This window comes from Pseudomonas sp. BP11-1-1 (assembly GCF_052112105.1).
Classification (GTDB): Bacteria; Pseudomonadota; Gammaproteobacteria; order Pseudomonadales; family Pseudomonadaceae; genus Aquipseudomonas; species Aquipseudomonas alvandae.
Genome location: NZ_JAUTYU010000014.1, coordinates 84,406 through 108,013 on the forward strand (window position 1 = coordinate 84,406; position 23,608 = coordinate 108,013).

General features: G+C 58.8%; 21 protein-coding genes and 3 tRNA genes. 16 read left to right on the top strand and 8 right to left on the bottom strand.

What is annotated here, in order from left to right; all coding sequences use genetic code 11:
- The first annotated feature begins 82 nt into the window (after positions 1-82).
- Entirely contained in the window at positions 83-592 is a 510-nt protein-coding gene (locus Q7C33_RS22345; protein ID WP_030140010.1) for a DUF1993 domain-containing protein, read from the top strand.
- Positions 593-664: 72 nt separating this feature from the next.
- Here Q7C33_RS22345 and sstT read toward each other — a convergent pair whose 3' ends face one another.
- On the bottom strand, positions 665-1,897 hold the full coding sequence (gene sstT, locus Q7C33_RS22350) for a serine/threonine transporter SstT (RefSeq protein WP_030140011.1): 1,233 nt from the start codon (positions 1,895-1,897) through the stop codon (positions 665-667).
- A 281-nt stretch (positions 1,898-2,178) separates the two neighbouring features.
- Between sstT and Q7C33_RS22355 the strand changes: the two genes are divergently transcribed.
- On the top strand, positions 2,179-3,333 hold the full coding sequence (locus tag Q7C33_RS22355; protein WP_030140012.1) for an MFS transporter: 1,155 nt from the start codon (positions 2,179-2,181) through the stop codon (positions 3,331-3,333).
- On the opposite strand, the gene nhaR is transcribed toward Q7C33_RS22355, so the two are convergent.
- On the bottom strand, positions 3,330-4,226 hold the full coding sequence (nhaR, locus tag Q7C33_RS22360) for a transcriptional activator NhaR (RefSeq protein WP_323154159.1): 897 nt from the start codon (positions 4,224-4,226) through the stop codon (positions 3,330-3,332). The genes Q7C33_RS22355 and nhaR overlap by 4 nt on opposite strands.
- 136 nt (positions 4,227-4,362) lie before the next feature.
- Here nhaR and Q7C33_RS22365 point away from each other — a divergent pair, with 136 nt between their 5' ends.
- Both Q7C33_RS22365 and Q7C33_RS22370 read left to right on the top strand, forming a co-directional pair.
- Complete coding sequence (locus Q7C33_RS22365) at positions 4,363-4,626, top strand: hypothetical protein (RefSeq protein ID WP_030140014.1); 264 nt, start codon at positions 4,363-4,365, stop codon at positions 4,624-4,626.
- A gap of 28 nt (positions 4,627-4,654) precedes the next feature.
- Positions 4,655-5,404 carry a TerC family protein gene (locus tag Q7C33_RS22370; RefSeq protein ID WP_030140015.1) on the top strand — a complete coding sequence of 250 codons (750 nt, stop codon included), beginning with the start codon at positions 4,655-4,657 and terminating at the stop codon, positions 5,402-5,404.
- Positions 5,405-5,469: 65 nt separating this feature from the next.
- Here the strand turns inward: Q7C33_RS22370 and Q7C33_RS22375 are convergent, their stop codons facing one another.
- Entirely contained in the window at positions 5,470-5,625 is a 156-nt protein-coding gene (locus Q7C33_RS22375) for a hypothetical protein (protein ID WP_187293323.1), read from the bottom strand.
- A 225-nt stretch (positions 5,626-5,850) separates the two neighbouring features.
- On the opposite strand from Q7C33_RS22375, the gene Q7C33_RS22380 reads away from it, so the two are divergent.
- Positions 5,851-6,528 carry a peptidase C39 family protein gene (locus tag Q7C33_RS22380; RefSeq protein ID WP_258650309.1) on the top strand — a complete coding sequence of 226 codons (678 nt, stop codon included), beginning with the start codon at positions 5,851-5,853 and terminating at the stop codon, positions 6,526-6,528.
- 101 nt (positions 6,529-6,629) lie between these two features.
- The gene (locus Q7C33_RS22385) at positions 6,630-6,833 is read left to right on the top strand and encodes a DUF6021 family protein (RefSeq protein ID WP_039589130.1); all 204 of its coding nucleotides are present in this window, start codon (positions 6,630-6,632) and stop codon (positions 6,831-6,833) included.
- Positions 6,834-6,883: 50 nt separating this feature from the next.
- On the opposite strand, the gene pbpG is transcribed toward Q7C33_RS22385, so the two are convergent.
- The gene (gene pbpG / locus Q7C33_RS22390) at positions 6,884-7,822 is read right to left on the bottom strand and encodes a D-alanyl-D-alanine endopeptidase (RefSeq protein ID WP_030140018.1); all 939 of its coding nucleotides are present in this window, start codon (positions 7,820-7,822) and stop codon (positions 6,884-6,886) included.
- Between the two features lie 329 nt (positions 7,823-8,151).
- Entirely contained in the window at positions 8,152-9,006 is an 855-nt protein-coding gene (gene folD, locus Q7C33_RS22395) for a bifunctional methylenetetrahydrofolate dehydrogenase/methenyltetrahydrofolate cyclohydrolase FolD (RefSeq protein ID WP_030140019.1), read from the bottom strand.
- A gap of 281 nt (positions 9,007-9,287) precedes the next feature.
- Between folD and Q7C33_RS22400 the strand changes: the two genes are divergently transcribed.
- From Q7C33_RS22400 to Q7C33_RS22445, 10 genes are all read left to right on the top strand, one after another.
- A tRNA-Arg gene (locus Q7C33_RS22400) sits at positions 9,288-9,364 on the top strand.
- 40 nt (positions 9,365-9,404) lie between these two features.
- Positions 9,405-9,480: transfer RNA gene (locus tag Q7C33_RS22405), tRNA-His, on the top strand.
- A gap of 59 nt (positions 9,481-9,539) precedes the next feature.
- A tRNA-Leu gene (locus tag Q7C33_RS22410) sits at positions 9,540-9,624 on the top strand.
- A 422-nt stretch (positions 9,625-10,046) separates the two neighbouring features.
- On the top strand, positions 10,047-11,357 hold the full coding sequence (tig, locus tag Q7C33_RS22415) for a trigger factor (protein ID WP_030140020.1): 1,311 nt from the start codon (positions 10,047-10,049) through the stop codon (positions 11,355-11,357).
- A gap of 93 nt (positions 11,358-11,450) precedes the next feature.
- Positions 11,451-12,086, top strand: a complete 636-nt coding sequence (gene clpP, locus Q7C33_RS22420; protein WP_030140021.1) for an ATP-dependent Clp endopeptidase proteolytic subunit ClpP — start codon at positions 11,451-11,453, stop codon at positions 12,084-12,086.
- 112 nt (positions 12,087-12,198) lie between these two features.
- On the top strand, positions 12,199-13,482 hold the full coding sequence (gene clpX / locus Q7C33_RS22425; protein ID WP_030140022.1) for an ATP-dependent Clp protease ATP-binding subunit ClpX: 1,284 nt from the start codon (positions 12,199-12,201) through the stop codon (positions 13,480-13,482).
- Positions 13,483-13,644: 162 nt separating this feature from the next.
- Positions 13,645-16,041, top strand: coding sequence for an endopeptidase La (gene lon / locus Q7C33_RS22430; protein ID WP_030140023.1), 2,397 nt, complete (start codon positions 13,645-13,647; stop codon positions 16,039-16,041).
- Positions 16,042-16,190: 149 nt separating this feature from the next.
- The gene (locus tag Q7C33_RS22435) at positions 16,191-16,463 is read left to right on the top strand and encodes an HU family DNA-binding protein (protein ID WP_008077714.1); all 273 of its coding nucleotides are present in this window, start codon (positions 16,191-16,193) and stop codon (positions 16,461-16,463) included.
- 224 nt (positions 16,464-16,687) lie between these two features.
- Positions 16,688-18,559, top strand: coding sequence for a SurA N-terminal domain-containing protein (locus Q7C33_RS22440; protein ID WP_258650313.1), 1,872 nt, complete (start codon positions 16,688-16,690; stop codon positions 18,557-18,559).
- Positions 18,560-18,783: 224 nt separating this feature from the next.
- Positions 18,784-19,641 (top strand): DUF2242 domain-containing protein, encoded by an 858-nt coding sequence (locus Q7C33_RS22445; protein WP_030140025.1) that lies wholly within the window; start codon positions 18,784-18,786, stop codon positions 19,639-19,641.
- Positions 19,642-19,939: 298 nt separating this feature from the next.
- On the opposite strand, the gene Q7C33_RS22450 is transcribed toward Q7C33_RS22445, so the two are convergent.
- The 3 genes from Q7C33_RS22450 to Q7C33_RS22460 form a co-directional block, all read right to left on the bottom strand.
- The gene (locus tag Q7C33_RS22450; protein WP_198797792.1) at positions 19,940-20,977 is read right to left on the bottom strand and encodes an AraC family transcriptional regulator; all 1,038 of its coding nucleotides are present in this window, start codon (positions 20,975-20,977) and stop codon (positions 19,940-19,942) included.
- Positions 20,978-20,979: 2 nt separating this feature from the next.
- Positions 20,980-22,110: a carbon-nitrogen hydrolase family protein gene (locus Q7C33_RS22455; protein WP_198797791.1), complete on the bottom strand. Its 1,131-nt coding sequence runs from the start codon at positions 22,108-22,110 to the stop codon at positions 20,980-20,982.
- Positions 22,111-22,216: 106 nt separating this feature from the next.
- Positions 22,217-23,434 (bottom strand): DUF3422 domain-containing protein, encoded by a 1,218-nt coding sequence (locus tag Q7C33_RS22460; protein WP_030140028.1) that lies wholly within the window; start codon positions 23,432-23,434, stop codon positions 22,217-22,219.
- Positions 23,435-23,608 lie beyond the last annotated feature (174 nt).

The following is a 23,608-nucleotide window of genomic DNA, read 5'->3' on the forward strand; positions in this document are numbered from 1 at the left end:
TAAAAGACAAGGTGCGTAACAAGCCGTGGCTATAATCGCCCACGTTCGATGTATTCCCTTCTATCACTCGCATGAGATTGCCATGACACTTTCCCTGTATGCCGCTTCCGTCCCGGTCTTCAAGCAGATGCTCAATGCCCTGAGCGACGTCCTGAACAAGGCCGAGGCCCACGCCACTTCGAAGAACATCGACCCGAACGCTTTCCTGCAGGCCCGCCTGTTCCCTGACATGTTCCCGCTGGTGCGCCAGGTGCAGATCGCCGTGGACTTCGCCAAGGGTGTTTCCGCGCGCCTGGCCGAGGTTGAGGTGCCGAAATATGACGACAGCGAGACCACCTTCGCCGAGCTGCAAGCGTTGATCACCAAGGTGCTGGCCTTCATCGAAGGGATCAAGCCTGAGCAGATCGATGGCAAGGAAGGCATCGAGATCGTGACGCGTCCGGGCACGCCGAAGGAGAAGCGCTTCACTGGCCAGAATTATTTGCTGACCTATGGCCTGCCGCAGTTTTTCTTCCATGTGACGACCGCGTACGCATTGTTGCGTCATAACGGCGTGGAAGTGGGCAAGCGTGATTACATGGGCGCTTTCTAAAGCCAGCGCCATGAAAAAGCCCGGAACGGTGCGAGCCGTTCCGGGCTTTTCTTTTTTGCGGGGCTGTACGGTTTACGCAGTACGCTGCGCTCGCTCTTCCTCGCCCAGGCAAGCCGCCGCCGTGAACAAGACATCGGTGGACGAGTTCAAAGCCGTTTCAGCCGAATCCTGCAGCACACCGATGATGAAGCCCACCGCAACCACCTGCATGGCGATTTCACTGGGGATACCGAACAGGCTGCACGCCAGCGGGATCAGCAACAGCGAACCACCGGCAACGCCGGAAGCACCGCAGGCGCAGATCGCTGCGACGACGCTCAACAGCACGGCCGTTGGCACATCCACCACGATGCCGAGCGTATGCACGGCCGCCAATGTCAGGACCGTGATGGTGATGGCCGCGCCGGCCATGTTGATGGTAGCGCCCAACGGGATGGAAACCGAGTAAGTATCTTCATGCAGGCCAAGACGTTTGCTCAGTTCCAGGTTCACCGGAATGTTCGCCGCCGAGCTGCGGGTGAAGAACGCGGTGATGCCGCTCTCGCGCAGGCAGGTGAACACCAGTGGGTACGGGTTGCGACGCAGTTTCCAGAACACGATGAGCGGATTGACCACCAGCGCCACGAACAGCATGCAGCCGATCAGCACGGTCAACAGGTGCAGGTAGCCGAGCAGGGCGCTGAAACCGGAGGTGGCGAGGGTCGAGGCCACCAGTCCGAAAATCCCCAGCGGGGCGAAGCTGATGACCAGCCGTACGATCACCGTCACGCCGTTGGACAGGTCTTCCAGCACGGTGCGCGTGGTTTGGCCCGCGTGGCGAATGGCGATGCCCATGCCGATGGCCCAGGCCAGGATGCCGATGAAGTTGCCGGTCATTAACGCACGGACCGGGTTATCGACCACGCTGAGCGCCAGGCTTTGCAATACTTCGCTGATGCCGCCTGGCGCCGTGACGGCAACGTCCTGGGTGGCCAGCACCAGGCTGGAGGGGAACAACGTGCTGGCAATGACCGCGACCACTGCCGCGGCAAAAGTACCCAGCAGATACAGGAACAGGATGGGCCGGATGTGGGTTTCCTGGCCGTGCTTGTGGTTGGCGATGGAGGCCATGACGAGTACGAACACCAGGATCGGCGCCACGGCCTTGAGCGCGGATACAAACACCTTGCCGATGAACTCGGTGGATTTCGCCAGATCTGGCGCCAGCCATGCCAGGACAATACCGGCGATCAGGCCGATGATGATTCGCGTGACCAGGCCAGTCTGTTTGAGGCGTTGCAAAAGTGAAGGGGACACAGCAGTCATAACGGCATCTCTGATTTTTTTATGTGCAACGGTCAGCCAATCAGGGCAACAAGCGGGCAGGCCACATGAGCTGGACCGAAAAGAAGGTGGAGCAATTTGCAGGCCGCGGACTTTATCACAGCCCGACGAAAAATCTGACGGACCTGTGACGATCCGTCACCCGCATGTTTAAGCGCATTTTGCCGGAAGGAACATTCTGTTAGGCTTTGTTTTCCTCACCTTTCAATATCTCCAGCGGGCCCTTGGCTAACGCTGGTGTCGTCGTTTTGCTGGAGTCTTGCATGCTGTTGCCCATCTTCCTGTTGTCTGCCGCCGGATTTACGGTGCTGACCACGGAATTCATCATCGTCGGCCTGCTCCCCGCCATTGCCCGCGATCTTCAGGTCAGCATTCCCCAGGCCGGGCTGCTGGTGACCTTGTTTGCGTTTACGGTGGCGGCGTTCGGGCCGTTCCTGACCGCCTGGTTCGCCCGTGTCGAGCGGCGCAAATTGTTCATCAGCGTGCTGGTGATGTTCGGCCTGGCCAACACGTTGGCAGCGCTGGCTCCGAATATCTGGGTGATGGCCGTTGCCCGGTTGATCCCGGCGCTGGGCCTGCCAGTGTTCTGGGCGTTGGCCAGTGAAACGGCGGTGGACATCGTCGGGCCGCAGTTCGCTGGACGTGCCATCGCCAGGATCGGTTTCGGCATCGTCTGCGCCACCGTGTTCGGCATCCCGGTGGGCACGCTGATCTCCGATGCGTTTGGCTGGCGCAGTGCCTTTGCGATCCTGGCGGTCATCGCGTTTGCCAAGGCGCTGCTGCTGTTCATTTACCTGCCGAAGACCAACCTGCATCAGCATCAGGTGAGCTTTCGCTCGCAATTCAAAATCTTGCGCAGCCCTTTGATGCAAGGGCATGTGCTGCTTTCGATCCTGGTCTTCAGCGGCATGTTCACTGCCTATACCTACCTGGCGGATATTCTTGAACGCCTGGCCGGCTTCGACGGCACGCTCGTGGGCTGGTGCCTGATGGGCTTCGGCGCCGTGGGCTTGCTGGGCAATTCCCTGGGCGGTCGCGCGGTGGACCGGCACCCGTTGATCGCGTCGATGGTGTTCTGCCTGTTCATGATCGGCGGCATGGTGGCACTGGTGCCAAGCATTCATTCGACTCTGGGTCTGGCGGCTGCGATGGGGATTTGGGGGGTGACCCAAGCGGCTTTATTTCTGGTCAGCCATGTACGGCTGATGAAAGCCGCACCCGAGGCACCGGCGTTCGCGGCGTCGCTGAACATCGCTGGCGCCAACCTGGGCATTGGCCTGGGCGCGATGGTGGGCGGGCGGGTCATTGATACCCTGGGGTTGGGCAATGTCGGTTTCGCGGCGGCCGGATTCATCCTGGTGTCGATATTGTTGGCGTTGCTTTTGATGACCTTCAAGCCTCGTGCGGCCTGCGCTTAGACGCTGAACAGCTCGCGGCGCGCACCTTCGGCGATGGCGACGATGCCCGGATGGCTGACCTTGCGCTCCACCGAGATGGCGTAGAAGGACTCGCTCACTGCATCAGTCTGGCCGATGACCTGCACGCCGTATTGCCGCTTGACCTCTTCAGCGATCACGCTGGGGCCGATGAAAATCCCGCTGCCGGATTGACCAAACGCCTGCATCAGCGCGCTGTCGTCGAATTCACCGACGATGCGCGGTTGGATCTGCTGCTCGGCGAACCAGCGTTGCAGGCGGCTGCGGATCACGGTTTCCGGCCCAGGGATCAGCAGCGGGGCGTCATGCAGGCCGTGGGGGAAATCCCGTCCATGACGATCGGCCAGCGCGGCGGTGGCGAAAAAACTGATTCCGCATTCTCCCAGCTTCTGGCTGAAGCCCTTGATATCCAGGTGGCTCGGCATCGGGCTGTCGGAAATCACCAGGTCCAGGCGCTGGATTGCCAGGTCTGCCAACAGCCGTTCGAGCTTGTCTTCGCGACAGGTGATGCGCAGCGGTTCAGTCAGTTCCATGGTCGGCGCCAGCAGCCGATAGACAATCGATTTGGGCACGACATCCGCCACCCCGACCCGAAACAATGTTTGCTGCTCGTTGGGCTGCGCCCGCAGCATCAGTTCCAGTTCGCCGCCCAGTTGGAACATATGCTCGGCATACGGCAATGTCTGGCGGCCGGCCTCGGTCAGTTCCAGTTGGCGTCCGACACGGCGGAACAGCTTGATGTCATAGGTCTGTTCGAACAGCGAAATCTGTCCGCTGATGGTCTGTGGGGTCAGGTTCAGTTGCTCGCAGGCACGCACAATGCTCCCGGTTTTCGCCACCACCCAGAAATAATGCAACTGCCGATAATTGAGCATGACATTGGCTGCTTCGTAAAAACCGAAGTATAACCGCCAAAAATACGAATTTTCCTGAAGTATTTCCGTCTCTAGAATTCCGGGCCATCGGTGAGCCATCTTTTGTGCTCGGTCTATTCTCTGAGAGGCACTGTCCATGATGCATAGAAACCTGGGGCTCGCAGCCTTGCTGTCGTTGTCGTCGGTGGCCCTGGTGGGCTGTGAACAAGCGGAAAAAAGCGCTCAGCAACTTGCCCAGCAATTGAAGGAACAAGCGGTCGAAACGGCCAAGCAGGCCATTGACGATACGCACAAGGCGGCCGAACAAGCCCTCAGCGACGCCACGGGTGGGCTGATCAGTCCCAAGAAAGCGCCTGAAGAAGACGCTGAAGAATCTGAAACCTCCACCAAGACCCTCTAACCCCGTCTAATCGAGTCAGGACTGACCCATGGATTATCTGTTACAACTCGCCGCCAGCCCCACCGCCTGGATTGCCCTTGCAACCCTGGTTGTCATGGAAATCGTGCTCGGCATCGATAACCTGATCTTCATTTCGATTCTGACCAACAAGCTGCCCGAGCAACACCGTGTCAAGGCACGACGGGTAGGCATCGGCATGGCGCTGATCCTGCGCCTGGGCCTGTTGAGCACCATCGCCTTCATCGTGCAGTTGACGGAGCCGGTCATCGAAATTCTCGGCCAGGCGTTTTCATGGAAGGACATGATCCTGATTGCTGGCGGCCTGTTCCTGCTATGGAAAGCCACCACCGAGATTCACCACAGCATGGACCCGGCGCCCAACGACCCCAAGTCGGCCTCGTCTGGCGTTACCCTGGGTTTTGCCGCCGCGATCGGTCAGATCCTGATGCTTGACCTGGTGTTTTCCATCGACAGCATCATTACAGCGGTGGGCATGACCGAGCACCTGCCGATCATGATCATTGCCGTGGTGGTTTCGGTCCTGGTGATGCTGCTGGCGGCCGAGCCGTTGGCGAAGTTCATCAATGACAACCCCACCGTGGTCATGTTGGCCCTGGGCTTCCTGATCATGATCGGCATGACGCTGATCGCCGAAGGTTTCGGTGCCCATGTGCCTAAGGGTTATATCTATGCGGCGATGGCCTTCTCGGCGGCGATCGAGGTGTTGAACATGTTGTCCCGGCGCGCCAGGGAAAAGGCGATGGTCGAGAACAACTGATCAACGTGAAAAAAGCCGCCCCGGTCCAACGCCGGGGCGGCTTTTTCATGAGAGGCCGATAAATATCAATGTGCCGCGGCGTGGCCCCTGGCGGGTTTCGAGTTTTGCCGCGCAGGGCTGTGATGGTGACGCCGGGCGATCCGCAACACGCCCCATAACATGGCGGTGGCTACGCTCAACCAGCCGAATATCAGCATCAGAATAGTCGTCGTCAGGCTCATCTGTGCCTCCTTCTGCCCAAGGCCGGGCAATGCACTCATTACAATGGACAGTCTAGTCGCTGAAGTGTTACGAGCAGTCGATCCGTAGAATCGACCAACGGATCGGTTCGTTCTATTGCGAGGGTGAAACTGTCGTTAATGGCTATACCCAGGCTTGCGGGCGCCTTATGATCGTCCGCCCAAGCCCGGCCCGGATGCCGGGTCTGCTTTAACGAGAGAGTCGTCATGTCGCCGGTCATTTCATCTTTTCGATCACTGGTACTGGCGGCGTCCTGCCTCGTCGCCCTGGTGGGGTGCGCGGGGAGCGTGTCGCCGCAGATCCAGCGCCTGCCCGAACGGGTGGAACTCAACAGCGTGCCGTTCTATAGGGGCGAAATGTATCAGGGCGCCCCGCAGTCGCTGGCGGCGCTGCTGACTTTGCAGGGCACCGTCATCACCCCGGGACTGTTGGAAAAACCTCTGCACTTGCCGGGTGGCGAGCCTCGGTTGCAGCAGAACCTGCAAACCCTGGCGCGAGAGTATGGGCTCGTGGTCTATCCGCTCGACAGCGAGCTTGGCGCGTTGCTTGAACAGGTGGCGGCGGGTTATCCCGTGCTGTTGCGCTACACCGAGGGTTCGGCGTTCTGGTCCGGCCCGCGATACGCCATTCTTGCGGGGTATAACCGACAGAAACGCACCGTGCTGCTGCGCTCCGGGATGAACCGGCGATCGTTGATGAGTTTTAGTGCGTTCGAATCAGCATTCAAGGGCGCAGGGGGTTGGGCGGTGCTGGTCCAGCAACCTACGCAGCTTCCGGCCAATGTCGACTCGCAGCGTTGGCTGAAGGCCGCCGGTGAATTGGCCGGGTCAGGGCAGGAGCAGGCGGCAGCGCGCGCCACCAAGGCATTGGGGAACGCACACTGAAGTGACATCCCCGTTCGTCACCTGCCGGGCACGACCATGCTTGCCTCGGGTTCTTATCGTCAGGGCCTGGAGTTTCCGGGCGATGATTCAAGGAGGCAGCAATGGCACAGTCGAAAACACCTTCGGGGCCGCATTCTTCCGAGCATTCATCCGGCGATGACGATCTGGGGTTCGATCCGGATTCACCGGATCTCGACGATCCTCAAGTCGACCCGATAGGTCCCGCGAAGGCGCCCCGGGATGAGAAGGATCAGGATCCGCCTTCTTCCAGGCCTTATGATCCATTGGGCGATCTGAAGCCCTGAATGTGAATAGCCCCGACGAGTCGGGGCTATTCATTGTGGGCGTATCCGCCTTACTTGGACGCTTCCACCACGCCGCTCTGGCGACTCTTGAGGTTCTTGGCGGCTTTGTATTGCAAGGCGACTGCCGGAACGCTGGCGCTTTTCCCCGTCTCCACCCAGCTGCGGATACGGCTGGCGTCGGCGAAGTGAGTGTATTTGCCGAACGCATCGAGAATGACCAAGGCCATCGGCCGATTCCCCATCTTGGTCAACAGGACAAGGCAATGGCCTGCCTCGTTGGTGAAGCCGGTCTTGGTCAGTTGGATGTCCCAGTTGGCCTTGTGCACCAGATGATCGGTGTTGCGGAAACCGAGACTGTAGACCGGTTTACGGAACGTCACCGTCTTTTCCTTGGTGGTGCTCAGTTCACTCAACAGCGGGTATTTGCGAGCGGCCATCAGGAGTTTTGTCAGGTCGCGGGCGGTCGACACGTTGTGGATAGACAGGCCGGTCGGCTCGACGTAATGGGTGCTGGTCATGCCGAGGGCCTTGGCCTTGGCATTCATCGCCGCGATAAACGCCGCGTAGCCGCCCGGATAGTGGTGGGCGAGGCTGGCCGCAGCGCGGTTTTCCGACGACATCAGTGCGATCAACAACGTATCCCGGCGGGACAGTTCGCTGTTGAGCTTGACCCGGGAGAACACGCCTTTCATTTCCGGCGTGTTGGTGATGGTCATGGAGATGTATTCGTCGAGGTCCTGCTTGGCGTCCAGCACGATCAGCCCCGTCATCAACTTGGTCACCGATGCAATCGGCACCACGACGTCCGGATTGCTCGAATAAACCACCTTGTCTGTCTGTAAATCCAACAGGATGGCGCTGCCGGAGGCGACTTGAAGTTTCGATGTGTCCCTGGGGGCCGCGATGGTTTCCTGCGCATTGACGTTTTGCGTGATGAAGGTGCCTGAGAAAGCGAAAAACAGGCTGAGGATCGAAAGACGAATTTTCACGCGAGTAGACTCGATGGAGTTAAAAAGGCCATTAAACAGCGGCTTGTTGAAAAAACGCCGCATTTTATGAGTATGGGCGAGGACAGCGCTATATGCTCATGCCAGCGGGGCTGAAGAATAAATAAAGTTTAATGGACGGGGATTCTGGCGAGTCGGATCTGAAAAATTTGTAATCCGAGCGCCACGAGCCTGATCAAAGCTCCAGCCCCTGAAAAAAGCTGTGGGAGCGAGCTTGCTCACGATAGGGTCGTGTCCAGTCAACAAGTGTGTTGCCTGGTGCACCGCTATCGCGAGCAAGCTCGCTCCCACCGGTTTGGTTGGGGCTTTTGTCAGCTATGCAGCGTTTCGGCCGCGTACAGCGTGTTCTCCAGCAGGCAGGCCCGGGTCATCGGGCCGACGCCGCCCGGTACCGGGGTGATCCAGCCGGCGCGGGGCAGGGCAGTCTCGTAGACCACGTCACCCACCAGCTTGCCGTCGTCCTGGCGATTGATGCCCACGTCGATGACGATCGCGCCTTCCTTGATCCACTCACCCTTGACCAGGCCTGGCTTGCCCGCCGCCACGACCACCAGGTCGGCACGGCCGACGTGGCCCGCCAGGTCCTTGGTGAAACGGTGGGTCACGGTGACGGTGCAACCGGCCAGCAGCAATTCCATAGCCATCGGACGGCCGACGATATTGGATGCGCCCACGACGACGGCGTCGAGCCCATAAAGATCCACGCCGGTGCTTTCCAACAAGGTCATGATGCCCTTGGGGGTGCAGGGGCGCAGCAGGGGGATGCGTTGGGCGAGGCGGCCTACGTTATAAGGGTGGAAGCCGTCGACGTCTTTGTCCGGGCGGATACGCTCCAGCAGTTTCGAGGCGTCGAGGTGTTCTGGCAGCGGGAGCTGGAGCAGAACGCCGTCGATGTTCGGATCGTCATTGAGACGGTCGATCAGGTCGGCCAGCGCCTGCTGAGTGGTTTCGGAAGGCAGGTCGTAGGCCTGGGAAAGGAAGCCGACCTCTTCACAGTCTTTACGCTTGTGCGAGACATAAACCTGAGAGGCAGGATCGCTGCCGACCAGGATCACCGCCAGGCCGGGCGTGCGCAGACCTTGCTCGCGGCGCTCGGTGACTCGTTGGGCGATCTGCTGGCGCAGGCTGGCGGCGATCGATTTGCCGTCGATAAGTTGTGCAGTCATTGCGCGTGGTTAACCATCGAGAGGGGAAAAAAAGAGAACGCATTCTCGCATGCCGAGGCGTGAGGGCAAAGGCGCTTGGTCTGCAAATTCCCCTAAGCCCTTTAATTAAATGAATTTTTTTCAGAAAAGAGTTGACGACCTATCAGGCCGTCTATAACATTCGTCGCACTTGTCGGGCACAGCCTAGCACTGGTTAAGAAGGTGGAGCGGAGTTGGTTGTTTCAACTCGGCAAAACTGAAAGCACTTAGTTTGTAATCGTCCAAGAATACAGATTAAAAAGGCGCCCGTAGCTCAGCTGGATAGAGCATCCGCCTTCTAAGCGGATGGTCGCAGGTTCGAGTCCTGCCGGGTGCGCCATTAGGCAGCTTTGGCACAAGTAACGCAACAAGGCAATATGGTGGGCGTAGCTCAGTTGGTAGAGCACGGGATTGTGACTCCCGTTGTCGTGGGTTCGATCCCCATCGTCCACCCCATATTCTAGAAAGGCGCCAGATTTAACGGTCTGGCGCCTTTGCTTTAAACAGCTTGAAACGCGGATGTGGTGGAATTGGTAGACACACTGGATTTAGGTTCCAGCGCCGCAAGGTGTGAGAGTTCGAGTCTCTCCGTCCGCACCATACAAGTGGCTATTTAATTAGCAGAGAACGGCGCAGAACCTGAAAAGGGCTGCGCCGTTTTTTTTTCATGGGTTGTGTGTTCGCGTCTGCGCTGGTTTTCACGCGGACGCGTCGTAGTCGATTCGTCGCAAAAGTGTTTCGCGATGATGCTCGACAGGTTCGTCGGCCTTCCTCTGGAGGCGGCATGCCAGGTTGTTGGAAATGACGCTTCTATATATAGAAGCGCTTTGCAGAGCCTTGGCGATGAGTGACTGTATTTGCAAACCGGGCGGGGCATGACCGATTGTCCCGCTCCTTAATTCGGCGCCTGTTTCCTGCGCGTTTTCAGTAGGGTGACTTCTTGAGTTTGACCTACTAGAATGCATGCCCTTGATTCTGGGGTCGGAAACGCCCGGCCAACGTCTGTGCAACGAGGAATATCCATGCAAGTTTCTGTTGAAAATACTTCTGCTCTTGAGCGCCGCATGAGCATCACCGTGCCAGCTGAGCGTATCGAGACTCAGGTCAACAAGCGTCTGCAGCAGACTGCCCAAAAGGCCAAGATTCCAGGTTTCCGCCCAGGCAAAGTGCCAATGAGCGTGATTCGTCAGCGTTATGAAGCTGATGCGCGCCAGGAAGCCGTGGGCGACGTGATCCAGTCTTCGTTCTACGAAGCTGTGGTCGAGCAGAAGCTGAACCCGGCTGGCGCTCCTTCCGTCGAGCCTAAAGTGCTGGAAAAAGGCAAGGACCTCGAGTTCGTTGCCACGTTCGAAGTGTTCCCTGAGTTCACTGTCGCCGGTTTCGAGTCCATTGCCGTCGAGCGCCTGAGCGCTGACGTGTCGGACGCCGACCTGGACAAGATGCTGGACATCCTGCGCAAGCAGAACACCCGTTTCGAAGTGGCTGATCGTGCTGCCCAGACCGAAGATCAACTGAACATTGACTTCGTCGGCAAGGTTGACGGTGAAGTGTTCGCTGGCGGCTCCGCCAAGGGCACCCAGCTGGTGCTGGGCTCCGGTCGCATGATCCCAGGTTTCGAAGATGGCCTGGTCGGCGCCAAGGCTGGCGAAGAGCGCGTCCTGAACGTGACCTTCCCAGAGGACTACCAGAACCTGGACCTGGCTGGCAAAGCCGCTGAGTTCACCGTGACCGTCAACAGCGTTTCCGAGCCGAAGCTGCCTGAGCTGAACGAAGAGTTCTTCGCCCAGTTCGGTATCAAGGAAACCGGGCTGGAAGGTTTCCGCGCCGAAGTTCGCAAGAACATGGAGCGTGAGCTGCGCCAGGCCATCAAGTCCAAGGTGAAGAACCAGGTCATGGACGGTCTGCTGGCCTCCAACCCGATCGAAGTGCCAAAGGCCCTGCTGGACAACGAAGTGAACCGTCTGCGCGTGCAGGCCGTCCAGCAGTTCGGTGGCAACATCAAGCCAGACCAACTGCCTGCCGAGCTGTTCGAAGAGCAAGCCAAGCGCCGCGTCGTGCTGGGTCTGATCGTTGCCGAAGTGGTCAAGCAGTTCGAACTCAAGCCTGACGAAGCCCGTGTCCGCGAACTGATCCAGGAAATGGCCTCGGCCTACCAGGAGCCTGAGCAGGTCGTGTCCTGGTACTACAAGAACGACCAGCAACTGAACGAAGTCCGTTCGGTTGTGCTGGAAGAACAAGTTGTGGATACTGTTCTGCAGAAAGCTAGCGTGACCGACAAAGCGGTCTCTTACGAAGAAGCGGTCAAGCCGGTGGAAGCTCCACAAGCCGATTGATGGTTTCGCGGTAAGAAACACACACCCATAAGCCAGCCTTCGCGCTGGCTTATGCGTATTCAAGACATAACTATTTGGGAGTGACTGCGAGACATGTCCCGCAATTCTTTTTATCAGCAGAGCTCTGACATCCAGGCCGCAGGCGGTCTGGTCCCGATGGTTATCGAGCAGTCCGCCCGTGGCGAACGTGCCTATGACATCTACTCGCGTCTGCTCAAGGAGCGAGTGATTTTTCTGGTGGGCCCGGTTGAGGACTACATGGCCAACCTGATCTGTGCACAACTGCTGTTCCTTGAAGCGGAAAACCCGGACAAGGACATCCATCTCTATATCAACTCGCCGGGCGGTTCGGTGACTGCCGGCATGTCGATCTACGACACCATGCAGTTCATCAAGCCGAACGTCTCGACCACTTGTATCGGCCAGGCGTGCAGCATGGGTGCGTTCTTGCTGACCGCCGGTGCTCAGGGCAAGCGTTACTGCCTGCCTAACTCGCGTGTGATGATTCACCAGCCACTGGGCGGTTTCCAGGGCCAGGCATCGGATATCGAGATCCATGCCAAGGAAATCCTCTTCATTCGCGAGCGCCTCAACACCTTGATGGCCAAGCACAGCGGGCGCACCCTTGAAGAAATCGAGCGCGATACGAACCGCGACAACTTCATGAGCGCCGAAGCCGCACGTGAATATGGCCTGATCGACGAAGTGATCAGCCAGCGCCCCGCTTAATATAAGCCGCTCAAAATGAGGGTGGTCGGCATGTCCGATCACCTGCGGGCTTGAAAAAGCCCGCAATTGCCTTCATCTTGTGTTGCAAGCCTATCGGATTTGGATCGATCGAATGACTGACACCCGCAACGGCGAGGACAACGGCAAACTGCTTTATTGCTCCTTCTGTGGCAAAAGCCAGCATGAAGTACGCAAATTGATTGCCGGCCCCTCGGTCTTCATTTGCGACGAGTGCGTCGACCTGTGCAATGACATCATCCGTGAGGAGGTGCAGGAAGCCCAGGCCGAGAGCAGCGCGCATAAGTTGCCTTCGCCCAAAGAAATCAGCGGCATCCTTGACCAGTATGTAATCGGTCAGGAGCGCGCAAAAAAGGTACTGGCCGTAGCGGTATACAACCACTACAAGCGCCTGAACCAGCGTGACAAGAAGAATGACGAGGTCGAGCTCGGCAAGAGCAACATCCTGCTGATCGGCCCGACAGGCTCGGGTAAGACCCTGCTGGCCGAGACCCTGGCCCGCTTGCTGAACGTTCCGTTCACCATCGCCGACGCAACCACCCTCACCGAGGCGGGTTATGTGGGTGAGGACGTCGAGAACATCATTCAGAAGCTGCTGCAGAAGTGCGATTACGATGTGGAAAAAGCCCAGATGGGTATTGTCTACATCGACGAAATCGACAAGATTTCCCGCAAGTCCGACAACCCGTCGATCACCCGGGACGTTTCCGGTGAAGGCGTGCAGCAGGCCTTGCTGAAGTTGATCGAAGGCACGGTTGCCTCCGTTCCGCCCCAGGGCGGTCGCAAGCATCCGCAGCAGGAGTTCCTGCAGGTCGACACCCGTAACATCCTGTTCATCTGTGGTGGTGCGTTCTCTGGCCTCGAAAAGGTCATCCAGAATCGTTCCACTCGCGGCGGCATCGGCTTCAACGCCGAAGTGCGCAGCAAGGAAGAAGGCAAGAAGGTTGGTGAATCCCTGCGTGAAGTCGAGCCTGACGATTTGGTCAAGTTCGGTCTGATCCCTGAGTTCGTCGGCCGTCTGCCGGTCCTGGCGACATTGGATGAGTTGGATGAAGCGGCGTTGATGCAGATTCTTACCGAGCCGAAGAACGCCCTGACCAAGCAATATGCCAAGCTGTTCGAAATGGAAGGTGTAGACCTGGAATTCCGTTCCGACGCGCTGAAATCCGTCGCCAAGCGTGCCCTGGAGCGTAAAACCGGTGCCCGTGGGTTGCGTTCGATTCTCGAAGGCGTATTGCTGGACACGATGTACGAGATCCCGTCGCAGTCCGACGTCAGCAAGGTCGTCATCGACGAAAGCGTCATAGAAGGCAAGTCCAAGCCACTGTATATCTACGAAAACAGTGAGCCGGCTGCCAAGGCTGCACCGGACGCGTGAGTGTCCCGCAGTTGAAATAAAAGAAGGGGCCTTCGGGCCCCTTTGCTATTAGCGCGTTTTAGACGTGTCTTAGCGCTTGTTTTTTTTGAAGGCTGCCCCCATCTTGGTTTCAAGCTTACTTCCATCTGTTTACGGCCTTATGGCCGCCGTAGAGGCGAAATCATGAAGACAACCATCGAATTGCCTCTCCTGCCATTGCGCGATGTCGTGGTGTATCCGCACATGGTTATCCCGCTGTTCGTGGGGCGCGAGAAGTCCATCGAAGCCCTTGAGGCCGCGATGACGGGTGATAAGCAGATTCTTCTGATCGCTCAGAGAAATCCTGCCGACGACGATCCCGGCGAAGACGCACTTTATCGCGTAGGTACGATTGCAACGGTCCTGCAATTGCTCAAGCTGCCCGACGGCACCGTCAAGGTCCTGGTTGAAGGCGAGCAGCGTGGGGCAGTCGAGCGTTTCAGCGAAGTGGACGGGTATTGCCGTGCCGAGGTCTCGCTGATCGACGAAGTCGATGCGCCGGAGCGTGAATCCGAGGTGTTTGTCCGCAGCCTGCTGTCGCAGTTCGAACAGTACGTGCAATTGGGCAAGAAGGTGCCAGCCGAGGTCCTGTCGTCGCTCAACAGCATCGACGAGCCCGGACGCCTGGTCGACACGATGGCGGCCCACATGGCCCTCAAGATCGAGCAGAAGCAGGAAATTCTTGAAATCATCGATTTGTCGGCCCGTGTCGAACACGTACTGGCCTTGCTCGATGGCGAGATCGACTTGCTGCAGGTCGAGAAGCGCATTCGCGGGCGCGTGAAGAAACAGATGGAGCGCAGCCAGCGCGAGTACTACCTGAACGAGCAGATGAAGGCCATTCAGAAAGAGCTCGGCGACGGCGATGAAGGTCATAACGAAATCGAAGAGCTGAAGAAGCGCATCGATGCCGCCGGCCTGCCAAAGGATGCCCTTGCCAAGGCCCAGGCCGAGCTGAACAAACTCAAGCAGATGTCGCCGATGTCGGCCGAAGCCACCGTGGTGCGTTCCTACATCGACTGGCTGGTCCAGGTACCGTGGAAGGCCCAGAGCAAGGTTCGCCTGGACCTGGCGCGTGCCGAAGACATCCTGGATGCGGACCACTACGGTCTGGAAGAGGTCAAGGAGCGCATCCTTGAATACCTCGCCGTGCAAAAACGCGTGAAAAAGATTCGTGGCCCGGTGCTGTGCCTGGTTGGGCCTCCGGGGGTCGGTAAAACCTCCCTGGCGGAATCGATTGCCCACGCCACCAACCGCAAGTTCGTTCGGATGGCACTGGGTGGCGTGCGTGACGAGGCTGAAATTCGCGGCCATCGTCGGACGTACATCGGCTCCATGCCAGGAAGATTGATTCAAAAGATGACAAAGGTGGGCGTGCGCAACCCTCTGTTCCTCTTGGATGAAATCGACAAGATGGGCAGCGATATGCGCGGTGATCCGGCATCTGCGTTGCTCGAAGTGCTCGATCCCGAGCAGAATCACAACTTCAACGACCACTATCTGGAAGTTGATTACGACCTGTCGGACGTGATGTTCCTTTGCACCTCCAACTCGATGAATATTCCGCCAGCGTTGCTGGACCGGATGGAGGTGATTCGTCTGCCGGGCTACACCGAAGACGAGAAGATCAACATCGCCGTCAAATACCTTTCGCCGAAGCAGATCCAGGCCAATGGCCTGAAAAAGGGCGAGCTGGAATTCGACGAGGAAGCGATCCGCGACATCATTCGTTACTACACTCGCGAGGCCGGTGTACGTGGCCTGGAGCGTCAGATCGCCAAGGTCTGCCGCAAGGCGGTGAAGGAACATGCTCTGGAGAAACGCTTTGCGGTCAAGGTGACTTCGGACTCGCTGGAGCATTTCCTGGGCGTGCGCAAATTCCGCTACGGCCTGGCGGAGCAGCAGGACCAGATCGGGCAGGTGACCGGCCTGGCGTGGACGCAAGTCGGTGGCGAGCTGTTGACCATCGAAGCCGCCGTCGTACCGGGCAAGGGCCAGTTGATCAAGACCGGCTCCCTGGGGGATGTCATGGTCGAATCGATCACTGCGGCGCTGACGGTTGTTCGCAGCCGTGCTCGTAGCCTGGGCATTCCGCTGGATTTCCATGAAAAGCGCGACACCCATATCCACATGCCTGAAGGTGCGACGCCCAAGGACGGTCCGAGTGCTGGCGTAGGCATGTGCACGGCATTGGTATCGGCGCTGACCGGCATTCCGGTGCGGGCCGATGTGGCCATGACCGGGGAAATCACCCTGCGTGGCCAGGTGCTGGCGATTGGCGGCCTGAAGGAAAAACTGCTGGCGGCTCACCGTGGTGGCATCAAGATCGTGATCATTCCTGAAGAGAATGTTCGTGATCTGAAGGAAATTCCTGACAACATCAAGCAGGATCTTCAGATCAAACCGGTTAAATGGATTGACGAGGTCCTGCAAATTGCGCTGCAATACGCGCCGGAGCCCTTGCCGGATGTGGCTCCGGAGATTGTCGCGAAGGAAGAAAAGCGAGAGTCTGACTCTAAGGAAAGAATTAGCACGCATTAATACGCATTTGCCTGGGGGGCTTCCTTGACAGTTTTTTAGAGCCCTTGTTATAAAGCGGCTCTTAAGTGTCTGCAGGCCATTCAGCACTCGTTTTTGCTTTCACCAAAAAAACTTAGAATCATCTCAAAATAGATATAAGGGGACTTAGAGTGAACAAGTCGGAACTGATTGATGCTATCGCTGCATCCGCTGATATCCCGAAAGCTGCTGCTGGCCGTGCGCTGGACGCTGTAATCGAATCCGTCACTGGCGCTCTCAAGGCTGGCGACTCTGTTGTTCTGGTTGGTTTCGGTACGTTCTCCGTTACCGATCGTCCAGCTCGTGTTGGTCGCAACCCGCAGACCGGCAAGACGCTGCAGATCGCTGCTGCCAAAAAGCCAGGCTTCAAAGCTGGTAAAGCGCTGAAAGAAGCCGTTAACTAAGGTTTCATTGAGTTTATCCGGGTCGGGGTCATGCCTGGCTTGGCAGCGGAGCGGTAATGCGTCCGGTAACATCCGGGCTGTCACGCCAGGGCTCGCGGGTTCGAGCCCGGTCCGCTCCGCCAGTTACGAGAAGGCGCATCCTCGGATGCGCCTTTCTTCTATCCGGATTCTACCCACGCTCCACGGTTGCCTAAATTTGAAGTTCAACCGTTTCTGGGGGACGCATGCTGCAGAATATCAGGGACAATTCACAAGGCTGGATTGCCAAGACCATCATCGGGGTCATCGTCGCATTGATGGCGTTGACCGGTTTCGATGCCATTTTCAAAGCCACCACCAACAGTAACGAAGCGGCCAAGGTCAACGGCGAAAACATCAGCCAGAACGAGCTGAGCCAGGCGGTCGACATGCAACGCCGCCAGCTCATGCAACAGTTGGGCAAGGATTTCGACGCTTCGTTGTTGGACGAAAAAATGCTGCGCGACTCGGCGCTCAAGGGCCTGATCGAGCGCAAATTGCTGTTGCAAGGTGCCCATGACGCGAAATTCGCGTTCTCCGAAGCCGCGCTGGACCAAGTGATCCTGCAAACGCCTGAGTTTCAGGTCGACGGCAAGTTCAGCCCCGAGCGTTTCGATCAAGTGATTCGCCAGTTGGGTTATGGTCGCTTGCAATTCCGCCAGATGTTGGCCCAGGAAATGCTGATCGGCCAATTGCGCGCCGGCCTGGCCGGCAGCGGCTTCGTCACCGATGCCCAGGTGTTGGCGTTCGCCCGACTGGAAAAGCAGACGCGTGACTTCGCCACCCTGACCGTCAAGGCAGATCCATCGGCGGTGAAGTTGACCGACGACGAGGTCAAGGCTTACTACGACCAGCATGCCAAGGAATTCATGACGCCTGATCAGGTTGTCATCGATTACCTTGAATTGAAGAAAGCGTCTTTCTTCGACCAAGTCAGCGTCAACGACGAAGATTTGCAAGCGGCGTATCAGAAAGAGATCGCCAATCTGTCTGAACAACGGCGGGCTGCGCATATCCTGATCGAAGTGAACGACAAGGTCACCGAAGCCCAGGCCAAGGCGAAGATCGAGGAAATCCAGGCTCGCCTGGCCAAAGGCGAATCGTTCGAGGCGTTGGCGAAGGAATACTCCCAGGACCCGGGTTCGGCAAACAATGGCGGTGACCTGGGTTATGCCGGGCCAGGTGTCTATGATCCCGAGTTTGAAAAGGCACTGTACGCCTTGAACAAGGATCAGGTATCGGCGCCGGTGCGAACCGATTTCGGCTTGCACCTGATCAAGCTGCTGGGCGTGGAAGCACCTGAGGTTCCGACCTTCGCGAGCCTGAAGGACAAGCTCACCCGCGAACTGAAGGCCCAGCAGGTGGAGCAACGCTTCGTTGAAGCGACCAAGCAATTGGAAGATGCGTCGTTTGAAGCTTCGGACCTCGCCCAACCGGCCCAGGACCTGAAGCTGACCGTGCATACGTCGGCGCCGTTCGGTCGTGAAGGCGGTGAAGGGATTGCGGCCAACCGCGCCGTAGTCACTGCTGCGTTCAGCCCGGAAGTCCTGGAGGAGGGCGCCAACAGCACCGCCATCGAACTGGACCCGGAAACGGTCGTGGTGCTGCGTGCCAAGGAGCACCGCAAGCCTGAGCAAATGCCGCTGGAAAGCGTGGCCGGTCCTATCCGCGCCCAGTTGGCCAAGGAGCACGCCAGCGCGGCAGCCAAGACTCGTGCAGACGAGCTGATCGCCAGCCTGCGTGATGGCAAGGCTGCGTTGGACAAGCCCGTCAATGGCCAAGGCTGGAAAGCCGTCGAAGCGGCTACCCGTGGCCAGGAGGGTGTTGACCCTGCCGTGTTGCAGGCGTTGTTCCGCATGCCCAAGCCTGAGTCGAAGGACAAGCCGACGTTTGCCAGCGTGACCTTGGCTGACGGCAGCGTGACGGTGTTGCGCTTGAATGGCGTAAACGAAGCGGCGGCACCGACCGAGGCAGAAAAAACCGAGTATCGCCGCTACCTGGCGTCCCGTGTCGGCCAGCAGGACTTCGCGGCTTATCGCAAGCAGTTGGAAAGCCAGGCAGACATCAAGCGTTTCTGATGGTCTGAAGGTTTTGCTTGTCAGGACCCCGGCCGAAAGGTCGGGGTCTTTTTGTATCTGTGTATTGCTACGGATAGGGATGTTTCGTCGATTCGTCGAGTTTTGTCTTTTTCCTGTCGAGAAGCACCCGTAGACTTGTAAGCCCTTTGAGACATGATTAGCCAAGCTGCCCGGCAGCGTTCTGTTGCACAATACGCGCCGGAATGTTTTCCCCAGGATGTTCAATGTTCAGATCACTTCACATGCGCACCGTTGGGCTGGCATTGCTGCTGGCCGTCGCAACCGGTTGTTCCTCCAAGAAGACGGCCATCTACGAGCACGAGAATTTTGATGATTCGGGCACGTTCTCGCGCACTTATCCGGTGACTGATGTGGCGACCTGTGAGGCGGGCCGTCGGGCATTGCTCAGCCAGGGATACATCATCACCAGCAGCGATCCGAAGCTGGTCAGCGGTCACAAGAGTTTCCAGCAGACCGGTGACACCCACATGGAGATCAGTTTCAATCTGGTCTGCGCCGAGGACGGCGGCCCCGGACATCGCGCGACCATATTCGCCAATGCCCTGCAGGACCGTTATGCCCTGAAGAAAATCAATAACTCCGCCAGCCTGGGCGTGGGGGTATTGGGGTCTGTGTCGATGCCGATTGGCTCTTCGGATGATTCGATGGTCAAGGTGGCCAGCGAAACCGTGTCGGCAGCCAAGTTCTACGAGCGTTTCTTTACGTTGGTGGAACTCTTTCTGCCTCCGGAAGCAAAAAAAGCCGTCGAGACCGGCGACAAACCGAAAACCGAGCTAGGCGTTCCCGAGCCCAAGGCCGAACCGGCTGCATTGGCTCCCCCTTCAGCCCCTCAGCCGGCGGCGCTGCAGGCACCCGAACCGACGCCAGCCCCTGCACCTGCGACGCCGGTCGAACCCGCCCCCGCTGTGTCGGAGCCGGTCGCACCACCGGTCGAACCCGCGCCGATTGCCCCCAGCGAGCCCGAGTCCTCTGCACCTTCGTCGACGGAAACCATTACGCCGCCACCGGCCAGTTCCCTGCCGGCGCCGACCGAGCCCATCCAGCCGCTTCCTGCGTCCTGAGTCGATGTAGGGAGGGAGGTAATCCCTTGCTACATCTGCCGGCTTTAAATTCCCGATGCTGTGCTACGTTTAATTCATGAGGCCTCGGCTTCATGTTTTGTTCATAAAGCAGCCTTATGCTGACTCCAGGCCTTCAGGCACTGGTTCAACGAATTGGGAAGGACACGCAATGGATGACTATCAGGAAGAGCTGCTGGAATATCAGGCGTATGAGCTGGATCCGTTGGAGCCCGCCGAAGACGCGACGGAGCTGTAGGTAGGCCAGGTAGCTGCCGCGGTATGCGTCAAAGAGCGACGCTCAAGCGCCCTTGCGACTGCGACGAAACTCTCCCGGCGTCTGGTTGTTCCAGCGCTTGAAAGCACGCTGGAACGCCTCGGCTGAGGCAAACCCGAGCAGGTAGGCGATTTCGCCGAAGGCCAGTTCCGTGTCGCGAATGTACGTCATGGCCAGGTCTCGGCGGGTGTCGTTGAGAATGGCCCTGTATTGCGTACCTTCTTCAGCCAGCTTGCGACGCAACGTCCAGGTCGGCAACTTCAGGCGCATGGCCACTTCTTCGAGATCCGGCTCCCGTCCGCCATTGAGCAAAGGTCCCAGCAATTGGATGATGCGCTCACGCAAGCTGCGGGTTCGTGTCAGTTGCTCCAATTCCCGCTCACATAATTGGACCAGATGGTGCCAGGTGCTTGGGCAATGCTGGCGGTTGCGCTGGGCAAGACTGTCCAGGCCCAGGCGCAGCTGGTTCTGTTCGGCGCCGAACTGGATCGGGCACTCGCCTAAAACACGATAGGCCTCCAGGTACTGCGGCTCCTGGAATTCGATTTCGATACGTTCAGCCCGCAGCGGGACGTCGCTTATGCTGGACAGCTGTTGGAGCCAGCCGGCGATGATCGAATCCACGACAAAGCGGTTATAGGCGTTATACGGACTGATGGAATAGAACCGCAGCCACGCACCTCTGGCGTCCTCGTGGAAACTCGATTGCCCACGGTAGTTGGAACCGTACAGGGGTTCGAAGCGGATCATGCAGCGTGCGGCTTCGCGCACGGTAGGCGCTTGCGCCGCGGTGACGCCGGCCAGCCCTGCCTGGCTCAAGCGGCTGAGCTGGCCCATGCGCAGGCCCAGGGCCGGATCCCGGGTCAGTTGGATCGCGGCATGACCCAGGCGCATGTAGCGCGGAATCGACAGGCGAGCCCCGGGTTCGGCCAGGCGCGCCGCATCGAGGCCATACTGTTCAAGCAGTGGCAGAGGATCCTGCCCATGGCTGGCCACTGCATCAGCGAGGCTGTGGACGAAACCTACGGACAGGTCGCCCAGGCGCATCGGTTGCGGCTTCATGTTCACAGCCACAGGTTGAGCAGGCGTGCGCCACGGGCTTCGCCGTCGGCGAATTGCTGGCCGTCGTGGCTGATGAAACTCTGGCCGGCGCTGCCGCTGTCCCAGAATTGCCCGCGCAAGAACACGCTGACGCCGCCACGCGCCTGGCTGACCGGCAATCGGCTGGTCAATGTCAGGCGTCGCCAGGCCTGGCCTTCGTTCACTTCACCGGGCTTGAGGCTCACTTCGCTCGGGGTGGTCAGGCCTTTATAGCCGTTCCAGGGTTTGTTCCAGGCATCGCGACCGATGACGAAGGCCGGTACGGCGATCAATTGCGCGCCTTGTTCGTTGAGTTGCCGATAGTGCAGCGGGTACCAACTGTCGGTACCGATCAGCACGCCCAGGCGTCCAGCGGGGGTTTCTATGACATGCGTGGCGTCTGGCTGTTCGGCCTGCAGCACGTCCTGCTGGTCAAAGGCCGGATAGCGTTGACGCTGGGGCTGGCCGATGGGGCGGCCGTCGCGGCCGAACACCAGGCTGCTGTTGTACAGGGCGCCGCGCCCGACGGTCAGTTCGCCTTCATTGACGCTGGGCTCGGGCAGGACGATGGAACCGGCCACCAGCGTTACGTTGAATTCCCTGGCGAGCCCGCCGAACAGGATTTGATAGTCGCGGGCCATGGCGCCTGCCTTCATGCGCAGGTACGCATCGTCCAGGCGGTTGTCGCCCTGGGCGGCGGCCAACGCGCGAAGGAACGCCAACGGGTTGCTGAGCGCCAGCCAATGCATGGCTTGTTTGAGGGTCGGTGCCTGGTACACCTCGTCTTTTTCACCGCTGACCATCAACCAGGTGCCGATGTGCTCGGGCAGGACCACGATGGTCTTGTCGTTGAGAAAGCCTTGGTCGCGAGCGGTTTGCAGGTAGGCCGCGAGCTTTCGATGCAGGCGTTCGGGGCTCTGGTAGTCGGTGGGGAATAATTCAGGCTGGATACCCAGCAGGTTGCCTCGATCGGCGGGGGTGCCTTGGTCGACCGCCAGGTTGATCCGCAGATCCGACAGGTAGTGGCCCATCGGGCGGTCTGCTGTCCACGAGGCGTAGGTGATCAGGACGGCCAACAACGCCAGGGAGAACAGCAGGTACAGAAATTTGCGCATGAGAACAGTCGGTCGCCGCGTACAGGATCGTGATTTTTCATCAAGAGTCACTTGGCAGGGTACGGAAAACAATGGATTAGCGAAAGGGTGTCCACCGGACATCGCCCTAGTGACTCTTGGCCTTCCTGATGCGAAGCATGATCAGCAGCATGATCAACAATACCGGCGGCGCCATGCCCAGTAGCGCGTCACGGGCAGACAGATTCGCCCCCAGCGTATGCAGCCCGCTATAGACCAGTTTGAACAAGTTGATCAGGTAGTAGGTGATGGCGATGATGGATAAACCTTCCACGGCACGTTGAATCTTGATTTGTGCGTCAGCGCGGGCGTTGAGGCTGCGCAGGATTTCCGCGTTCTGGTCCTCCATCTCGACCTGTACACGGGCTTGCAGCAGGTCGCCCAGGTTGGCAACGCTCATGGCCAGCTGTTCAAGACGCTGTTCGGTGGCGGCGCAATACCGCACCGTCGGTTTGAAGCGCCGCTCGATGAACACGCCCAATCGCTGACAGTCACCCAGGTGGCTTTCCCGCAACTCGCCCAGGCGTTCGAAGACCAGTTGCGCATAGGCTCGGGTAGCGCTGAATCGGTGGCGATTCTTGACCGTACTGCTGACGACCTGGCGGGACAGTTGGGTGATATCTTCCAGCAAGGCCTTGGCATGCACCCCGCTGGCGTTTGCATTGCGCTCGGAAAGCGCCACGAGGGTGCGATCGAACTCATTCAGTTGCGGGTCCAGTGCCTTGGCGGTGCTCAGCGACAACGACGCCATCATGCGATAGGTTTCGATTTCCAACAGCCGCCGGATCATCCGTCCCTGGCGGTAGGCGTTGAGTTTTCGATTGATGAACAGCAAGCGATTGGTACCGTCCTCGGTCAGTCGAAAGTCGCTCCAGACCACGGCATCGCCGCCGCCGACGCTGGAGCCGCACGGGTCCTTGAAGCCGTAGCTGGCCAGATCGAGTCCTGCTTCGCCGCGCACCAGCACCTGAACGGCGTTGATGATGTGCTCGCGGTGTTCTTCGATGCCCCGCGCCAGGCACTCGGGCAAGGCGGCCCACTGCAGCGCATGGCTGCCCGCCGCAACGACCAGGGTCAGGGTGAAGAATTCGGTGTGGCGCTCCCACTTCAGAGGATGCCCGTCCAGCCGGGTGATGCCCTGTGCGGCCTCGCTCGCCACCGTGTCGGGGCACAACTGCCCGAGCAGCTTTTCGCATCGGACGTTGTCACCCAGCAAGGCCAAGTGAAAGACGTGGGCCGGTTCGTCGAAATACAGTGACGGGCGGGCGTGCAATTCGTTGTGCAGCTCTTTTCGTTGGGGATGCATGCGAGGCGACCGTGTGGTTGGCGTTATTGTTGGGTAGAGCACCTGCCAGCTTCCATAGGACTCGCGCTCTTTGCCGCAAGTCACGACCGTCGCCGGACGTCGCTGCGCATTTGGATCATTAACTTGTCAGTTACGGTCATTGAGCGCCTGCACCCCGGCTCTTACGCTGTCGAG